This is a genomic window from Halorubellus litoreus, assembly GCF_055378595.1.
This window is the reverse complement of the sequence record NZ_AP043836.1, coordinates 2,676,149-2,691,031: the sequence shown is the minus strand read 5'-3', so window position 1 is coordinate 2,691,031 and position 14,883 is coordinate 2,676,149. Positions and strand designations below refer to the sequence as shown.

The 14,883-nt window shown below is 70.8% G+C and carries 19 protein-coding genes; 7 read left to right on the top strand and 12 right to left on the bottom strand.

Annotated features, from left to right (window positions below; translation table 11 throughout):
- Positions 1–3 precede the first annotated feature (3 nt).
- Genes ACZ48X_RS17660 through dcd form a run of 3 tightly spaced genes read right to left on the bottom strand, consistent with a single transcriptional unit; the run spans position 4 to position 2,467 of the window.
- Entirely contained in the window at positions 4–903 is a 900-nt protein-coding gene (locus ACZ48X_RS17660) for a class I SAM-dependent methyltransferase (RefSeq protein ID WP_336348446.1), read from the bottom strand.
- On the bottom strand, positions 900–1,799 hold the full coding sequence (locus tag ACZ48X_RS17655; protein WP_336348447.1) for a thiamine-phosphate synthase family protein: 900 nt from the start codon (positions 1,797–1,799) through the stop codon (positions 900–902). The genes ACZ48X_RS17660 and ACZ48X_RS17655 overlap by 4 nt, the downstream gene beginning before the upstream one ends.
- The gene (gene dcd / locus ACZ48X_RS17650) at positions 1,796–2,467 is read right to left on the bottom strand and encodes a dCTP deaminase (RefSeq protein WP_336348448.1); all 672 of its coding nucleotides are present in this window, start codon (positions 2,465–2,467) and stop codon (positions 1,796–1,798) included. The genes ACZ48X_RS17655 and dcd overlap by 4 nt, the downstream gene beginning before the upstream one ends.
- A gap of 107 nt (positions 2,468–2,574) precedes the next feature.
- On the opposite strand from dcd, the gene ACZ48X_RS17645 reads away from it, so the two are divergent.
- The 4 genes from ACZ48X_RS17645 to truD all read left to right on the top strand — a co-directional run bounded on the left by ACZ48X_RS17645 (position 2,575) and on the right by truD (position 6,116).
- Complete coding sequence (locus tag ACZ48X_RS17645) at positions 2,575–3,045, top strand: hypothetical protein (protein ID WP_336348449.1); 471 nt, start codon at positions 2,575–2,577, stop codon at positions 3,043–3,045.
- A 223-nt stretch (positions 3,046–3,268) separates the two neighbouring features.
- Entirely contained in the window at positions 3,269–3,607 is a 339-nt protein-coding gene (gene pth2 / locus ACZ48X_RS17640; protein WP_336348450.1) for a peptidyl-tRNA hydrolase Pth2, read from the top strand.
- On the top strand, positions 3,607–4,755 hold the full coding sequence (locus ACZ48X_RS17635; protein ID WP_336348451.1) for a carbohydrate kinase family protein: 1,149 nt from the start codon (positions 3,607–3,609) through the stop codon (positions 4,753–4,755). The genes pth2 and ACZ48X_RS17635 overlap by 1 nt, the downstream gene beginning before the upstream one ends.
- Positions 4,752–6,116 (top strand): tRNA pseudouridine(13) synthase TruD, encoded by a 1,365-nt coding sequence (gene truD, locus ACZ48X_RS17630; RefSeq protein WP_336348452.1) that lies wholly within the window; start codon positions 4,752–4,754, stop codon positions 6,114–6,116. Before ACZ48X_RS17635 ends, truD begins: the two co-directional genes overlap by 4 nt.
- 98 nt (positions 6,117–6,214) lie before the next feature.
- Here the strand turns inward: truD and ACZ48X_RS17625 are convergent, their stop codons facing one another.
- The 3 genes from ACZ48X_RS17625 to ACZ48X_RS17615 all read right to left on the bottom strand — a co-directional run bounded on the left by ACZ48X_RS17625 (position 6,215) and on the right by ACZ48X_RS17615 (position 8,223).
- Positions 6,215–6,493 carry an amphi-Trp domain-containing protein gene (locus tag ACZ48X_RS17625; protein ID WP_336348453.1) on the bottom strand — a complete coding sequence of 93 codons (279 nt, stop codon included), beginning with the start codon at positions 6,491–6,493 and terminating at the stop codon, positions 6,215–6,217.
- A gap of 98 nt (positions 6,494–6,591) precedes the next feature.
- Positions 6,592–7,032 (bottom strand): hypothetical protein, encoded by a 441-nt coding sequence (locus tag ACZ48X_RS17620; protein WP_336348454.1) that lies wholly within the window; start codon positions 7,030–7,032, stop codon positions 6,592–6,594.
- A 9-nt stretch (positions 7,033–7,041) separates the two neighbouring features.
- Positions 7,042–8,223: a redox-regulated ATPase YchF gene (locus ACZ48X_RS17615; protein WP_336348455.1), complete on the bottom strand. Its 1,182-nt coding sequence runs from the start codon at positions 8,221–8,223 to the stop codon at positions 7,042–7,044.
- A 59-nt stretch (positions 8,224–8,282) separates the two neighbouring features.
- Between ACZ48X_RS17615 and ACZ48X_RS17610 the strand changes: the two genes are divergently transcribed.
- Positions 8,283–8,879, top strand: a complete 597-nt coding sequence (locus ACZ48X_RS17610; RefSeq protein WP_336348456.1) for a cupin domain-containing protein — start codon at positions 8,283–8,285, stop codon at positions 8,877–8,879.
- 77 nt (positions 8,880–8,956) lie between these two features.
- On the top strand, positions 8,957–9,322 hold the full coding sequence (locus tag ACZ48X_RS17605) for a carboxymuconolactone decarboxylase family protein (protein WP_336348457.1): 366 nt from the start codon (positions 8,957–8,959) through the stop codon (positions 9,320–9,322).
- A 31-nt stretch (positions 9,323–9,353) separates the two neighbouring features.
- On the opposite strand, the gene ACZ48X_RS17600 is transcribed toward ACZ48X_RS17605, so the two are convergent.
- Complete coding sequence (locus ACZ48X_RS17600; RefSeq protein ID WP_379761776.1) at positions 9,354–10,208, bottom strand: polymer-forming cytoskeletal protein; 855 nt, start codon at positions 10,206–10,208, stop codon at positions 9,354–9,356.
- 158 nt (positions 10,209–10,366) lie between these two features.
- On the opposite strand from ACZ48X_RS17600, the gene ACZ48X_RS17595 reads away from it, so the two are divergent.
- The gene (locus ACZ48X_RS17595) at positions 10,367–10,567 is read left to right on the top strand and encodes a DUF5800 family protein (protein ID WP_336348458.1); all 201 of its coding nucleotides are present in this window, start codon (positions 10,367–10,369) and stop codon (positions 10,565–10,567) included.
- A 37-nt stretch (positions 10,568–10,604) separates the two neighbouring features.
- Here ACZ48X_RS17595 and ACZ48X_RS17590 read toward each other — a convergent pair whose 3' ends face one another.
- The 5 genes from ACZ48X_RS17590 to ACZ48X_RS17570 all read right to left on the bottom strand — a co-directional run bounded on the left by ACZ48X_RS17590 (position 10,605) and on the right by ACZ48X_RS17570 (position 14,870).
- Positions 10,605–11,072: a VOC family protein gene (locus ACZ48X_RS17590; protein ID WP_336348459.1), complete on the bottom strand. Its 468-nt coding sequence runs from the start codon at positions 11,070–11,072 to the stop codon at positions 10,605–10,607.
- Positions 11,073–11,173: 101 nt separating this feature from the next.
- On the bottom strand, positions 11,174–11,809 hold the full coding sequence (locus ACZ48X_RS17585) for a DUF7097 family protein (protein ID WP_336348460.1): 636 nt from the start codon (positions 11,807–11,809) through the stop codon (positions 11,174–11,176).
- Positions 11,810–11,851: 42 nt separating this feature from the next.
- Positions 11,852–12,973, bottom strand: a complete 1,122-nt coding sequence (locus ACZ48X_RS17580) for a pyridoxal phosphate-dependent aminotransferase (RefSeq protein WP_336348461.1) — start codon at positions 12,971–12,973, stop codon at positions 11,852–11,854.
- Between the two features lie 87 nt (positions 12,974–13,060).
- A complete protein-coding gene (locus ACZ48X_RS17575) occupies positions 13,061–13,801 on the bottom strand; it encodes a proteasome assembly chaperone family protein (protein WP_336348462.1) in 741 nt (246 codons plus the stop codon).
- Positions 13,802–13,889: 88 nt separating this feature from the next.
- Entirely contained in the window at positions 13,890–14,870 is a 981-nt protein-coding gene (locus tag ACZ48X_RS17570; RefSeq protein WP_336348463.1) for a LamG-like jellyroll fold domain-containing protein, read from the bottom strand.
- Between the last annotated feature and the right edge of the window lie 13 nt (positions 14,871–14,883).

Sequence of the window (14,883 nt, the reverse complement as noted above, 5' to 3'; positions counted from 1 at the left end):
CTTCTACGCTGATTCGCTCGCACCGGGGATGCGACCGCCGGTGACGCGGACGACGCCGAGGAGGTGCTCGCGGTGGAACGTCGCGCTGGCGCGCTCCCGGAGCGCGTCCCGGGCGGCGGTGACGCGGTCGCGGAGGACGTCGTGTGGTGACGGGTCGTACCGGAACTTGAACGTCGGCGGCGTCGAGACGACCGTGAGCGCGCGGAACGCCGCGTTCAGCGGGCGCGCGACCGCGCGGTCCGAGAGCGCGCCGTCGACGAGGACGACGTGGCCCACGTCCGGAGGGGCTTCCGGGTCGGCGGTCGTCTCGCGGTCGGTCGCGACCACGTCGCACCAGTCCGCGACCGCGCTCGCCGGGTCCTCCAGCATCCCGACGACGAACGACGCGAGCACGCCGTCGACCCGTCCGTCGACGGGTGGTCGCGTCGCATCGCCCTGGACGACGTGGACGTTCCGCCAGCCGTTCGCGGCCACGAGTCGCTGCGCTCGCGCGAGCATCCCGCCCGTGAGGTCGACGCCGACGACGGTCCCGGTCGGGCCGACCGCCTCCCGAAGGTAGGGGAGGTTCGCGCCCGTCCCACAGCCGAGGTCGACGACGGTGTCGCCACGAGAGAGGTCGAGCGCCGCGACGGCCTCCCGACGCAGCCGGCCGATACCGGGCGTGAACCGCGCGAGCCCGTCGTACAGCGTCGCCCAGCGCCCGTAGAACGACTGTACGGACGTCGCACGCTCCGCGCGAGCGTCGGCGCGCGGGCCGCCACCGCCACCGCGCGAGCCGCCGTCGCCGCCGCCACCGCGCGAGCCGCCGTCGCCGCCGTCACCGCGCGGGCCGCCACCGCCGCCGTCACCGCGCGGGCCGCCTCCGCCGCCGCGCGGACCGCCTCCGCCGCCGCGGGTCGTCATCGCACGACGTCCCGCACCGCCTCCGCCGCACTCACCGAATCCTCCGCGAGCACGTACACGATGGGTTCCACGCCGTAACTCCCCGTCTGGTAGAGCACGGTCGCCTCCGGACGCTCACTGAGTGCGTCCGCGACAGCCGTCTCGATGTCGTCCTCGCCCTCGAACTCGACGGTCTCGCGGCCCTGCGCTTCGAGCGCCGCGAGCACGTCCTCGTCGTACCGGACGTTGATCGCCGCCGTCACGTCCGCACCCGCCGCGCGCGCCGCGAGCAGGACGCTCGCGACGTACTCGCTCACGCCGAACTCCGGCTCCGCCGGCACCGTCGCCCGCCCCTTCACGTCCACGATGCGGCCCGGGACGCCCGCGACGTCGTCGATGGAGTCCGCGTCCGGCGTGCACGCGACCAGGTTCGTGCCGACGTTCGGGATGAGGCGCGCGAACCCGCTCGCGTTCTCCAAAACGCGTAGCCCACGACGGAGCGAGGAGAGCACGCGCTCGGCGGTCCGCAGGTCGCTCTCCGGGTCGTGGATCGCGAAGTCGCTCCCGTACTCCGCGAGTTCCGGGACCTCGTCGCGGTGGATGGTCGCGAGCAGGTCACCGCGCTCGAGCCGTCGGATGAGGACCTCCGCCTCGACGAGCGCCTGCACCGGACTCATGTCGCCCGCCGCCAGCCCCTCGCCGACCGTCTCGACGAGCTCCTGCACGCGGTCGTCGTCGAGGATGGCGTCGTTCCGCGCGACGTCACCGTGCGCGTACTTCGACACCGCCGACTGCGAGATACCGAGCGCTTGCGCGACCTCGCTCTGCGTGAACCCGCGGTCGCGGAGGTCCGCGGCGAGCATCGACCGGTACGTCGGCAGGAACTCGTCGACGACGACCTCCTCGATGAACTTCATCGCCCGCCTCCCCCGGCGTCGTCGCCGGCATCGCTCCCGGCGCGACCGGACGCGGCATCCACGCTCCCGTCGTCCCCGGCGAGCTGGTCGCCGCCGAACTCGCTATCGGACCCGATGCGCGACGCCTGCGGGCCGTCCTGGTCCTGGTACTTCGACCCGCGCTCGCTGCCGTAGGGGCGCTCCGCGGGCGTCTTCAGCTCCGTGAAGATGAGCTGACTGATGCGCATCCCCGGTGTGAGCGCCACGGGCGCCGTCCCGAGGTTCGACAGTTCGAGCGTGATCTGCCCGCGGTACCCGGGGTCGACGACGCCCGCGGTCGCGTGCACGACGACCGCGAGCCGCCCCATGCTCGACCGCCCCTGGACGTGCGCGATGAGGTCGTCGGGTATCTCCACGCGCTCGTAGGTCGTCCCGAGCACGAAGTCGCCGGGGTGGAGGATGAACTCCTGGTCGGGGTCGACGACGGTCTCGCTGACGTAGTCGTCGACCTCCTGCTCGGCGTTCGGGTGGATGCAGGGGATGTTCGCGTGCTGGAACTCGAGGAACTGCGCGCCCAGTCGCAGGTCGACGCTCGCCGGCTGTACCTGGAGGTCCGGGTCGTCGAGCGGTTCGACGACGAGGTCGCCGCCGTCGAGGCGCTCGGTGATGTCCGCGTCCGACAGTATCATGCTCGGCACGAGGACGGCGCGCTCCTAAAACCACCCGGTCGTACCAGCGACCACGGGACTCGGACCCACGGTCGTTCTTTATGCCGGAGCGCGCCGAATCCACACCCATGGCACTCGACCTCGAGGTACCCGACCCGCCCGACCTGTCGAACCGCGGGACGCCCCGCGACTTCGAGACGACCGACGCGGACGAACCGCCGGATTTCCACCGCGAGGACCTCGAGACGCTCCTGCACGACGCCGCGTGGACCGTGGGGTTCGAGGAGTGGCTCGACCGGACCGACCTGACCGTCGACCACGTCGAAGCGGTCTCGGCGCTCGGTCTCTTCCAGGCACTCGACTTCTACTGGGACCCGACCGACGACCGGGTTCGCCACGACGTCCCCACGATTCCGGCGGACTGGCGAGAGCGCGCCGAGACCGCAGCCCTGGACTCGTCGGACATCTCGCTCGTCAGGTCGGAACTGGCGGACCTCGGCCGGACCGTCCGCGAAGCGCTCGCCGACGAACTCGAGCGAAGCGACGAGGTGTCCGCGTCGCTCTGGGTGGACGACCCGTACGGCGACCGCGACGAGTAAGCCGACCGAGACCCGTACGGCGACCGCGACGAGTAAGCCGACCGAGACCCGTACGGCGATCGCGACGAGTAAGCCGACCGGGGCCTGGAGGCCCATCGGGACCGTCGCGTCCCGAGAACCGGTCGAGGACGGCCAGGTCCGTCGAACCCTCGAACCAAAACGCCGCTCGTGCTGGTGGACGCGAAGGGGAGTGACTTTGAACGAGGGCCGCCTTCGGCCGGGTATGAAGCAGGTCATCGCCGCACGCACGGACCTCGACATGGGCCGCGGGAAGCTCGCGGCGCAGGTCGCGCACGCGTCGCTGTCGGCGTACGAGGACGCCGACTCGCGGACGCGCAAGGCATGGAAGGGCGAGGGACAGAAGAAGATCGTCGTGAAGGTAAGCGGCGAGGACGAGTTGTTCGACGTGGCGAGTCGCGCGGAACGCGAGGGCCTCCCGCACGCCGTCATCCGCGACGCGGGCCACACCCAGCTGGAGCCGGGGACGCCGACGACGTGCGCGGTCGGCCCCGGTCGGGACGACGTGGTCGACAACGCGACCGGCCATCTCTCGCTGTACTGATGACCGAGACCGATACGCCGGACGTGACCGATTCGCCGGACGTGACCGATACGCCGGACGCGACCGGTTCGCCGGACATGACCGACTCGCCGCGCGTCCTCGTCGCCGGGGAGACGCTCGTCGACCTCGTCGCACCCGACGAACCGATGGTGACCGCGGACGCGTTCGACGCTCGCGTCGGCGGTGCGCCCGCGAACGTCGCCGCCGGGCTCGCGGCGCTCGACGAACCCGCGTGGCTGTGGACGCGAGTCGGCGAGGACGGGTTCGGCGAACGCTGTCGGCGCACGCTCGACGCGCACGGCGTCCCCGACCGGTTCGTCGAGGTCGACGCCGAGCGCGAGACGACGGTCGCGTTCGCCGCACGCGAGACCGCGGGCGACGACGACCTCGCGTTCACGTTCTATCGCGGCGCCGACCGACACCTCGGCGAGTCGGCCGGACCCAGCGAGACCGGAGTTCCAGACGACGAGGGCGCGACCGACCCGGTTGACGCGCTCGACGGCGTCGACGTCGTCGTCGTCGGCGGCATCGCGCTCGCCAGCGAGCCCGCGCGCTCGGCGGTCCTCGACCTGGCCCGAGCGGCCGCGGACGCCGACTGCACGCTCGTCTTCGACCCGAACGCTCGCCCGGCCGCGTGGCCCGACGACGACTTCCAGACCGTCACCGAGCAGGTGCTCGCGCTCGCGGACGTCGTGAAGGCGACCCCGGCGGACCTCGCCGCCGCCGGGTTCGACGTCGCGAGCATCACGCCCGGCGCGGACGACACCGAGCCGAGACCGGCGAGCGCGCCGGCGCTCGCCGAAGCCGTCTGCGAGCGCGGCCCGCACACGACGTTCCTGACGCTCGGGAGCGACGGCGCGGCCGCCGCGAGCACCCACCGGTCGCCGTTCGGCCGCGGCGGCGCCACCCATCACGGGTACGACGTCGACGCAGTCGACCCGACCGGCGCCGGGGACGCGTTCCTCGCCGCGGTCGTCGCCGAACTCGCCACTGGCGCGACCGACCCGTACGCCATCCTGGACGTCGCGACCGCCACCGGCGCGCTCGCGACCACGAACCCCGGGGCGCTGCCGTCCTTGCCCGACCGCGACGCCGTGGACGCGCTCGTCGCCGACGACAGCATCGGCGGCGACGGAGGCGGAGCATGACGCGCGACGCCCACCCTCGCGAGCGAGCGGTCGGCATGGACGTGTACGCGAGCGACGTCGACGGCGTCGGCGGCCGCCTCCGCGACCGCGACGAGCACTTCCGCGTCGTCGAACGCGAGGCGTTCGCGACCGAACCCGTCGACGCCCCCACCGGCGACTACCCCTACCTCGTGTGTCGCGTCACCCTCCACGGGTGGGACACGAACGACTACGCCCGCCGGCTGAGCGACGCGATGGGCATCAGCCGGGAACGCGTCTCCTGGGCGGGCACGAAGGACAAGCACGCCGTCACCACCCAGCTATTCAGCGTGCAGGGCGTCGACCCCGACGACCTCCCCGACGTCGACGGCGCCGACCTCGAGGTGGTCGGGCGCGCCGGGCGCGACATCTACTTCGGGGACCTCGCCGGGAACGAGTTCCAGGTCCGCGTCAGCGACGTCGACCACCCCGAGAACGCGGCCGGGGTCACGGACGCACTCCAGGAGTGGGGTGGCGTCGACGAGACAGGGGACGTGGATGGCGATCGCGAGGTCGCCGTCCCGAACTTCTTCGGCCAGCAGCGATTCGGAAGCCAGCGCCCGGTGACCCACGAGGTCGGCCTCGCCATCGCGCGCGGCGACTGGAAGGGCGCGGTGCTCGCGTACGTCGCGAACCCGAACGACGCCGAACGCGAGGGGACGCGCGAGGCCCGCGAGATAGCCGGCACCGAGGACTGGCAGGCGGCGCTCGACGCGTACCCGCGTCGCCTCCGGTACGAGCGCACGATGCTGCACACGCTCATCGAACGCGACGCGAGCGAGCCCGCGGACTACCGGGCGGCGCTCGAAGCGCTCCCGTCGAACCTCCAGGCGCTGTTCGTGCACGCCGCCCAGTCCTACGTCTTCAACAGGGTCCTCAGCGAGCGCCTCCGCCGAGGCATCCCGTTCCATCGCCCCGTCGCGGGTGACGTCGTCTGCTTCGCCGACGCGGACGCGCCCGACGACCTCCCCGTCCCCGACACCGACCGAGCGCAGCGCGTCAGCGACCGACGCGTCGACACCATCGCCCGCCACTGCGAGCGCGGCCGCGCGTTCGTCACCGCGCCGCTCGTCGGGACCGACACCGACCTCGCCGACGGCGAACCCGGCGAGATAGAACGCGACGTGCTGGAGGACGTCGACCTCGAACCCGGCGACTTCGACCTCCCCGGCGAGTTCGACAGTTCGGGGACGCGCCGCGCCATCCAGATAACGACGCCGATGACGGTCGAGGAACCAGAAGACGGCGACGCGCTCGACTTCTCGTTCGCGCTCCCCTCCGGGAGCTACGCGACGACGGTGCTCCGCGAGTACTGCAAGGTCGACCCGCTCGACCTGACCTGAACGACCGCGCACTCCCGAGTGCGAGGCTACTCGATGGTGAGGTCGCCCGGTCGACTGCGAGCTTACTCGATGGTGAGGTCGCCCGGTCGACTGCGAGCTTACTCGATGGTGAGGTCGCCCCCGTCGGTCGCGTCCTCGTCCCACTCCAGCTCGAACTCGACCTCTATCTCCCCCGAGCCGCCGGACTTCGACGTCTCGCGTTCGACCTCCACCTCGAACTCGACGCGCGCCGGCGGCGCGAGCGTCACCGACTCCCCGCCGGACTCCAGCGTGAACTCCTCGCCGGAGTCGAGGTGGTCCGCGACCGTCCGGAGGTACGCCGCGACCTCGGTCGTCTGCATGTCCCGCTCGAACTCGAACAGCGTCTCCTCGGGCATCCCCCAACGTACGCGGCGAGGCGTAATGGCTGTATCTACGCCTTTCGAGGGCTCGGTTCCGACGGGCGGTGGCGTCCGGTCCCGACGACCAGTGGCGCTCAGCCGCCCCCGAGTTCGCGCTCGCAGCGCCCGAGCCACTCGTCCTCGTAGCGCTCCGCGCTCCAGGTCTCGCCGACGAGGTCCCGCACCGAGTTCACGCCGCGCTCTCTACACCAGTCGCGACAGGTTCGATAGACCGCGAGGTCGACATCGTCGTCGCTCGTCGCGTCACGGACGCGGAGCGACCGCTCGCCCGCGAGGAGCGCGCACACCGCTCTGGTGTGGCCGTCCAGGAGGAGCCACGAGTCGTTCGCGTGCGCCGCCCCCAGTCCCTCGTTCGCGGGGTGTTCGACGCGCGCCACCGGGAGCGCCTCGTACTCGGGGTCGTCGACGTCGAACCACGAGAGGACGCCCCGGAGCTTCGCCGCGCTCAGGCAGTACTGCGTCGGCTCGGGCGTGCCGATGGCGAGCGTGAACGCGTCGTCTCCGTCCCCGACCATCGAACCGGGTCAGGACGCCGTGCTGACTATCTTCACGACGTCGCCCTCCTCGAGTTCGCGGTCCTCGCCGACGTCGCGCCCGCTGCGGGCGTCGACGGCGTGCAGGTAGCCGTCGCCGATGTCCGAGTGCACGGCGTACGCGAGGTCGACGGGCGTCGATTCTCGAGGCAGGAGGAAGGCGTCGGGGAGGACGTTCCCTTTCGCGTCCGTCCACTTGCTCTGGTCCTGCACGGGGAACAGCGTGATGCGGTCCAGCAGGTCGTAGACCGCGTAGTCGATGGCACTCTGGACGCCGGTGCCGCCGTACTCGGTCATCGCGTCCCGGAGCCCCTGGAGGCGCTCGCGCTGCGCGTCGGTGACGTCGCCGAGAATCTCGAAGTCCGCGTCACCGGGGTCGTAGTCGACGACGCCCGCCTCCGCGCCCTTCCGCAGGGCAAGCTCGCCCTCCGCAGTCGCGGGGATGACCGGTTTGTCGAGATCCATGAGCGCCTGGACGTTCTCCTCGGGCGCGACGTCCATCTTGTTCGCGACGACGACGATCGGTTTCGTGCGTTCGCGGACGAGCCGCGCGAGCGTCTCCCGGTCGTCGTCCGTCCAGTTCTTCGGGTCCGCGGGATAGTCCATCTCGCGCAGGACCGCCTGGACGTCCGCTGGCCCGGCACCGAACCCGGTGAGCATGTCGCTGAGGGCGTCGTCCATGTCGAAGTCCGGCGACCGCGACTTCCGCTCGATGCCCTCCCAGTTCCGGTCGACGATGCCCGCGAGCCAGAGGTCCATCTCCTCCTCGATGAAGTCGACGTCCTCGATCGGGTCGTGCGTCCCGATGTCGACGGGTTCGCCCTCGGCGTTCGTGCCGCCGGAGGCGTCGACGACGTTCACGATGACGTCCGCGTTCGTGAGTTCGTCGAGGAACTGGTTCCCGAGGCCCTTCCCCTCGTGCGCGCCGGGAACGAGCCCGGCGACGTCCAGCAGTTCCACGGGGACGTAGCGCTTCCCGTCGTGGCAGTTCTCGTTCCCGCAGCGCTCGTCGCGGTCCAGGCACGGACAGTCGGTGCGAGCGTGCGTGACGCCGCGGTTCGGGTCGATGGTCGTGAACGGATAGTTCCCGACGTCGACGTCGGCCATCGTCGCCGCCTTGTAGAACGTAGACTTGCCCGCGTTCGGCTTGCCAGCGAGCGCGATAGAGAGCATACCACACGATTGCGCCGGCCGGCGAAACACTCTTTCGGTCGGCAATCGCGAACTCGGCCATGAAGCGGGCGACCGTCGACTCCTCGCGCGGCCGCGACGCCGTCGGCGAAGCGCTCGACGCGAACGCGCTCGCCGCCGTCCGCTACCGGCTCGCGCCCGGCGAGGGGTTCCCGAGCGGCCTGCACGCGCACCACGACCAGGAGGAGGTGTTCGTCGTGCTCGAAGGCGAAGCGACCTTCGAGGTCCTCCCGCCCGCGGAATCGTGGGACGACGGCCGCCCGACCGGCCGCGAGGTCACCGTCGCTGCAAGTGAAGCGGTGCGGTTCGCGCCCGGCGAGTTCCAGACCGGCCGGAACCCCGCGACCGCCGACGAGGCCGTCGTCGCGCTCGCACTCGGCGCGCCGAAAGGCACGAGCGACGTCCGCGTCCCCGCCGCGTGTCCGCGAGCCGAGTGCGATGCACTCGCGCTCCGACTCGGCACCGGTGGCGCCACGTTCACGTTCGACTGCCCGGCGTGCGGCGACTCGTTCGCGCCCGCGCCCTGTCCCGCCTGCGAGAGCGGCGACCTCGCCATGCACCTCGACGCGGACGGCCACCCCGTCGCCAGGTGCGCGGACTGCGAGTGCGAGTTCGAACGCCCACCGTTCGAGAAGTGACCGGTTCCAGACGCACCGTTCTCGCCGGCAGAGAATCACGGCCGCGCTATATCGCCCCGACGTGCGTCCGTACTGGTATGTCCACGACACACGACCACTCGAAGACCCAGGAACTCGCCGACTTCAAGAACACGATGAACGACTTCGTCGCGGAAGCCCCCGAGATCAAGGAGTTCTCGGCGTTCGTCGAGGGCGCCGAAGCGACGAACGTCATCGACCACAAGACGAAGGAACTCGTCTCGCTCGCCATCGGCGTCGCCGTCCGCTGCGACCACTGCATCCTCTGGCACACCGACGCCGCGCTCGACGCCGGCGCCACGCACGACGAGATCGTCGACGTCCTCAAGGTCGCGGTCGTCATGGGTGGCGGCCCCGCACTCACGTACGCCGTCGACGCCTACGACACGCTCCGCGCACTCGAGAGCGACCGCGCCGAGAACTGAACTCGCGTCGAACCCAGCGGACAGCGGTCCGCTACTCGACGCTCCGTCCGCTCAACCCGAGCATCTGGACTTCGCCGCGGGCGCGCATCCGGCCGTCGACCTCCGCGTTCTTCGAGAGCTCGAGGTCCTTGCAGCCGATGTCGCCCAGTACCTTCGCGCCGGGCGCTATCTTCACCTTCCCGTTCCGCGTCGTGACGTCGCCGTGGATGCGCGTGCCCTCGCCGACGACGATGTCGCCTTTCGCGCGGAGACTCCCGAAGACGTTGTTGTTCTCGCCGATGTCGATCGATTCCGCGCGGACGTTCCCGTGGATGCGGCAGTCGTCGCCGATGGTCGCAGGCGTCGACACCCGCCACGCGTCGTCGTTCACGGTCGCGCCGCGCGGGACGACGAGCGGGTCCTCCTCGACCGCCTCCGTGTCGAACGCCTCGTCAGCGAACGCCTCGGCGGCCTCGTCCTCGCCCATGAGCACGAGCTGCTTGAGGTACATGAACAGGAAGACGACGGTCGGCATCGGGTTCCGGATGACGATCCAGCCGTTCGCCTCGAACCCCTCCTCGATGTCGACGTCGTCGCCGACGTCCAGGTCGCCAGCGACGCGGAGTTGGCCGCCGACGTGCACGCGCTCGCCGACGTACGCGTCCCGGCCGACGAGGACGTTCCCGGAGACGTCGCTCCACATGTCCAGCCGGAGGTCGCCTTCGGCTTCGACGTTCCCGCCGATGGTCACGCCCTCGCCGCACAGCACGTTGTGCCCACGGAGCCCGAACTCGATGGTCGAGCGCCCGCCGACGACGACGTCGCCGGCTGTGACGAGGTCGTGTTCCTCGACTGTCGTCTCGTCGGGGATCTTGAGCTCGTCGAGCGGGTCCGTGTGCAGTGACACGCGTGTACGTACGTCCCTCGGGGGTCTTAAAGTTCGCGCGAGCGTCAGACGCGAGTCAGACGGGCGGCGTCTCGTGGTTCGAGCACCCAACTCGAGTCGCGAGTTCGAGGGACGCGACAAGCGAGAGAAATAACTGCGTTCGCGGTCAGTTCTCGGGTATGACGACGCTCGCTTTCGACGAGGACGGGGTCGACGTGGTGTACGAGGGGACGGAGTTCCGGATGGAGCGCGACCTCATCGAGGAAGCCACCGACAAGGACTACTACGACGTCACCGACCACGAGGTCATGAAACTCGTCGCCGAGCAACCGAACCTCACCGGCGAACCGCGGCTCGTCCGCGACATCGTCCGGGACTGACGTCGTCGCACCGACGTCAGCGTTCGACGTCGCGAGGTCAGTCGACCCGCAGCGATCGCGGGTCGAACCGCTCGTTGACGCCCTCCCAGTGGTACTGGTCGCGGTCGGCGCGCGTGTCGAGGTACACCTCCACGCCGTTCCCGCCCGGGTCGTCGAAGTACAGCGCCTTGCTGATGCCGTGGTCGACCGGCGACACCGGCACGTCCCGTTCTCGCAGGCGTTCGTAGACCGCGGCGAGCGCGTCGCCGCTCGCGACCTCGAACGCGGTGTGGTAGAGGCCGACGCCGGGTCCGGGTGGGTCGGCGTCCGCGCCGACGCCCTGGAGCGCGACGTCGTGGTGGCGGTCGCCGAAGCTCAGGAACGCGAACGAGCCGTGGCGTTCGGTCACGTCGAGGCCGAGCACGTCGCGGTAGAACTCGACGGCGCGGTCGACGTCGCGGACCTTCAGATGGACGTGCCCCACGAGGTGCGCGCCGTCCTCGCCGCTCGAAGAACTGTCGCTCATGGGGAGTCTACGTCGTTCGTCGACTTAGCGGGCCGGGCGGCGGCGACTTCCTCCGACTCCCAGTCATCGGCCGTCTACTCCAACTCCCAGTCATCGGCCGTCTACTCCGACTCCTCGTCGCCGGGGTCGTAGCGGTCGCTCGCCGCGGTGAACCCGGCCTCGTCGAGTTCGCGACTCCGGCGGTCCTCGGCGACCGCGAGCGCCTCCGCGCTCGGGTTCGCGTCGTCCGTGATGCGCGCCCACGAGTCGTGGACCTTCGAGTGACACCAGCGACAGAGCGCGACCGTTATCTCGTGACTCGGGCCGCCGTCGGTGTCGTCACCGTCCGGAGTGTCGGTTCCGTCGGCGGCTCCGTCGCCGGTTTCGAGCGGTGCACCCGTCGCGTCCGCGGCTCGACGGGCAGCGTCGTCGGCGTACGACAGGTGGTGTTCCTCGATGAGGGGGCGGTCGTCGTCGTGCGCCATCCGGCGCTCCTCGAGCCCGCAGCGCGCGCACCGCTTGCCGCTCGTCGTCGACCTGAAGTGCGGGCAGTCGCGCCACGCCCAGTCCGGGCCGACGTCCGCGACGACCGGGCACGCGAGGTCGTCGCGGCGGCGGTCGCGCGCGAACTCGGGGTCGTGGCGGGGGTGCTCGAACGCGTACCGGCACGTGCCGTCGCTCGTCAGGTGATCGCAGACGTCGACGTGCTCGTAGGGGTCGTCCACGCCAACGCCCGTGCCCTTCGGCGTCTTCTCCATGCGTCGAGAACGGATTCAGTTTCGAGTGGTCGGTCGTCGTCGTTACTGGACGGCTTCGGTCGCCTCGCGCATCGCCGCGAGCGCTTCCTTCAGCGTCTCGACGTCAGTGGCGTACGAGATGCGCGCGTACCCCTCGCCGTGCGACCCGAACGCCTCCCCGGGGACGACGACGACGTCGCGCGCGAGCACCTCGTCCACCCAGCCGTCGGGGACCTTCGGCATCGCGTAGAACGCCCCCGAGGGCGTCGGGACCTCCAGGCCCATGTCCTCGAGGCCGTCGAGGACGACGTCGCGGCGTTCCTCGAACTGCGCGACCATGTCGTCGACGACGTCCTGCGGGCCGCTGAGCGCGGCCTCCGCGGCGTACTGCGCCGGGGCGCTGGCGCACGCCTGGATGTACTGGTGGACGCGGAGCATCCGCTCGATGCGCGGCGTCGCACTCGTCACCCACCCGAGTCGCCAGCCCGTCATCGAGTACGTCTTCGAGCACGCGCTCACGACCGCGACGTTGTCGGACTCGGCGAACGCGAGCGGCGTGTGGTGCTCGCCGTCGAACACGATGTGCTCGTACACCTCGTCGCTGATGCAGAGGACGTCGTGCTCGTCCGCGATGCGCGCGAACTCCATCATGTCCGCCTTCGACTGGACCGCGCCCGTGGGGTTCGCGGGCGAGTTCACGACGAACGCCGCCGTGTCCTCGGTGATGGCGTCCTCGACCGCGCCCGGGTCCATCGTGAGGTCGTCGCGGAGCGGCACCGGCACGGGCTCGCCGCCCGCGATGTGCGTGAGGTTCTCGTACGCGACGAACCCGGGGTCGGGATAGACGACCTCGTCGCCGGGGTCGACGTGCGCTTGCATCGCGAGATGCAGCGCCTCCGACCCGCCCGCGGTCGCGATGACGTCCTCCGGGTCGACGTCCAGATTCTGGTCCTCGCTGTACCGGCCCGCGATGGCTTCGCGGAGCGCCAGCGTCCCCTTGTTCGACGTGTACGCGTCCGCCTGTCCGGACTGGATGGCGTCCACTGCTGCCTGCCGCGCGTGCTCGGGCGTCGGGAAGTCGGGCTGGCCGAGCCCGAGGTTGATGGCGTCCTCGCCGGCCGCCTCGAACACCTCGCGGATGCCGCTAATCGAGACCTTCGTCGCTCGCTCTGCGAACTCCGTCATACCTGAACGCGCGAGCGCCGCCACCGTAATCCTACCGTGAGAACGAGTACCGAACGAGTCGACTCGATGGTCCCTGCGGAACGACCGCTACTGGTACATCCGGAGCGGTTGCGCCTGCGAGGACTCCTCCTCCTGGGCTTGCTGCATCTTCGCGGCGAGCTGCTCCTTCTTCTCGCGGATGTCCTCCGCGTGCTCCACGAGGTCCGAGACGTCCACGTCGACGTTCGCCAGCGGCGAGATGCCGTGCTCGATGAGGACGCGACTCGCCTCCGGGTCCGGGAACTGCGGGTCGCTCTCGACGACCAACGCCACGCTCTCCAGGTCCTGCTCGGCGGCGCGGTTGACGAGCGCGCCCGTCGGCCCGGAGATGACGCCGCTCTCACTCGGCAGGTCAACGTCCAGTTCGTCCAGCAGCGAGCCGCCACCGCCGGTGCCGACGCCGTGCATCGCCGGCGGCGCGTCGTCCTTCTGCGCACCCATCCCGCTCAGATAGATCGGCGTCACGTTCGCGTCGACGAGCCACGTCGTGAAGCAGTCCGCGAACTCGCGGACAGCCTCCTTGTTCACGGGGATGTCGCTCTGGAGGACGAGCAGGTCCGCGTCGGCCGCCGCGTAGATGCGGACCGGCGGCCGGACGTCGCGTTCACCGTCGTGATACACCGCGACCGGCGCGAGCGACTCGCAGTGCACCGTCGCGTACAGGTCCATGTCGAGCGTCTCGACGAGGTGGTCCGCCGCGATCTTCCCGACCAGTCCCACACCCGGAAGACCCTCCACGAGGAAGGGGTCGTCGAGGCTGACGTCCAGTCGTTCCTTGACGTGTGCCATGCGCGAACCCACGCCGGGCGCCCCGATAAAACCGAGGGCGGTTCGGCGTCGTCCATCGCCGCCGCCCACCCGACAGTGCCTCGCCAACTCAGCGCCGCATCTCGTCGTAGAGCGCGTCGGCGCCCGCCGCGTCGACGCTCCCGCGGTAGAACCGGACGTCGTCGAGGCGCCCCTCGAAGTGCCCGTCGTACCCGCCGTCGTCCCCCGACGGCGGGAACCCCATGCGTACCCCGTCGATGCCGGCGGCGCGCCGTGGCTGGTATCCCTGGTCCGCGTCGACAGCGGTCGCCGCGACCTCGGTCCCGTCGACGAACAGCCGCGCCTCGGCGCCGGGTTCGAGCGACGCGACGACGTGGTGCCACGCACCGGCGTCGAGCACGCGGTTCGCGGGAACGGACGCCTCGTAGTCCATCCGGTAGGTCCGCGCGTTGTACCGCGACACCCGGACGTTCCCGTTCCGGAGACTGACCGTGATGCCGCTCCCCGGCGAGACCGCGTACCAGTCGTCGAGCGCCGCCGGCGCCATCCAGAACGCCGTCGTGACGGGGTCACCGACGTCGAAGTGCTCGCCGAGCGCGTCGTACGGCAGGTCGTAGTAGCCCGCCCGCGACCCCGACCCGCGACCGCGGAAATCCAGGACGGTCCCGCGGTCGTCGTCGACGAACGCCAGCCCGCTCGCCGCCGGCTGCCCGTCGACGTCGTTCACCGAGTCCGCGAACGAGCCGTCCAGCGCGTGCCGGACCACCGGTTCGAGGCCCGCAGGCCCATCCCCCGGGGTCGTTTCCGTCTCCGTCTCCGCCTCAGTCTCCGTCTCAGTCTCAGTCTCCGTCTCTGTCGCGGTGTTGGTCTCGGCCTCGGTCGCTGTCTCCGCTTCGGTCGCGGCGTCGGCCTCCGTCGCGGTCGCCGACGCGATGGCCGTCCTCGTCGTTCGTCCGGTCGTGGCCGCACGCGTCGTCGTTCCCTCTCCCCCACTCGTGAGTCTGAGGCACCCACCACTCAGTAGTGGCGCGAGCACGCCACCGACTCGAAGGAGCCGGCGTCGCGTCCGCCCCGAACTATCGTCGGTCACGCCCGACACCTTC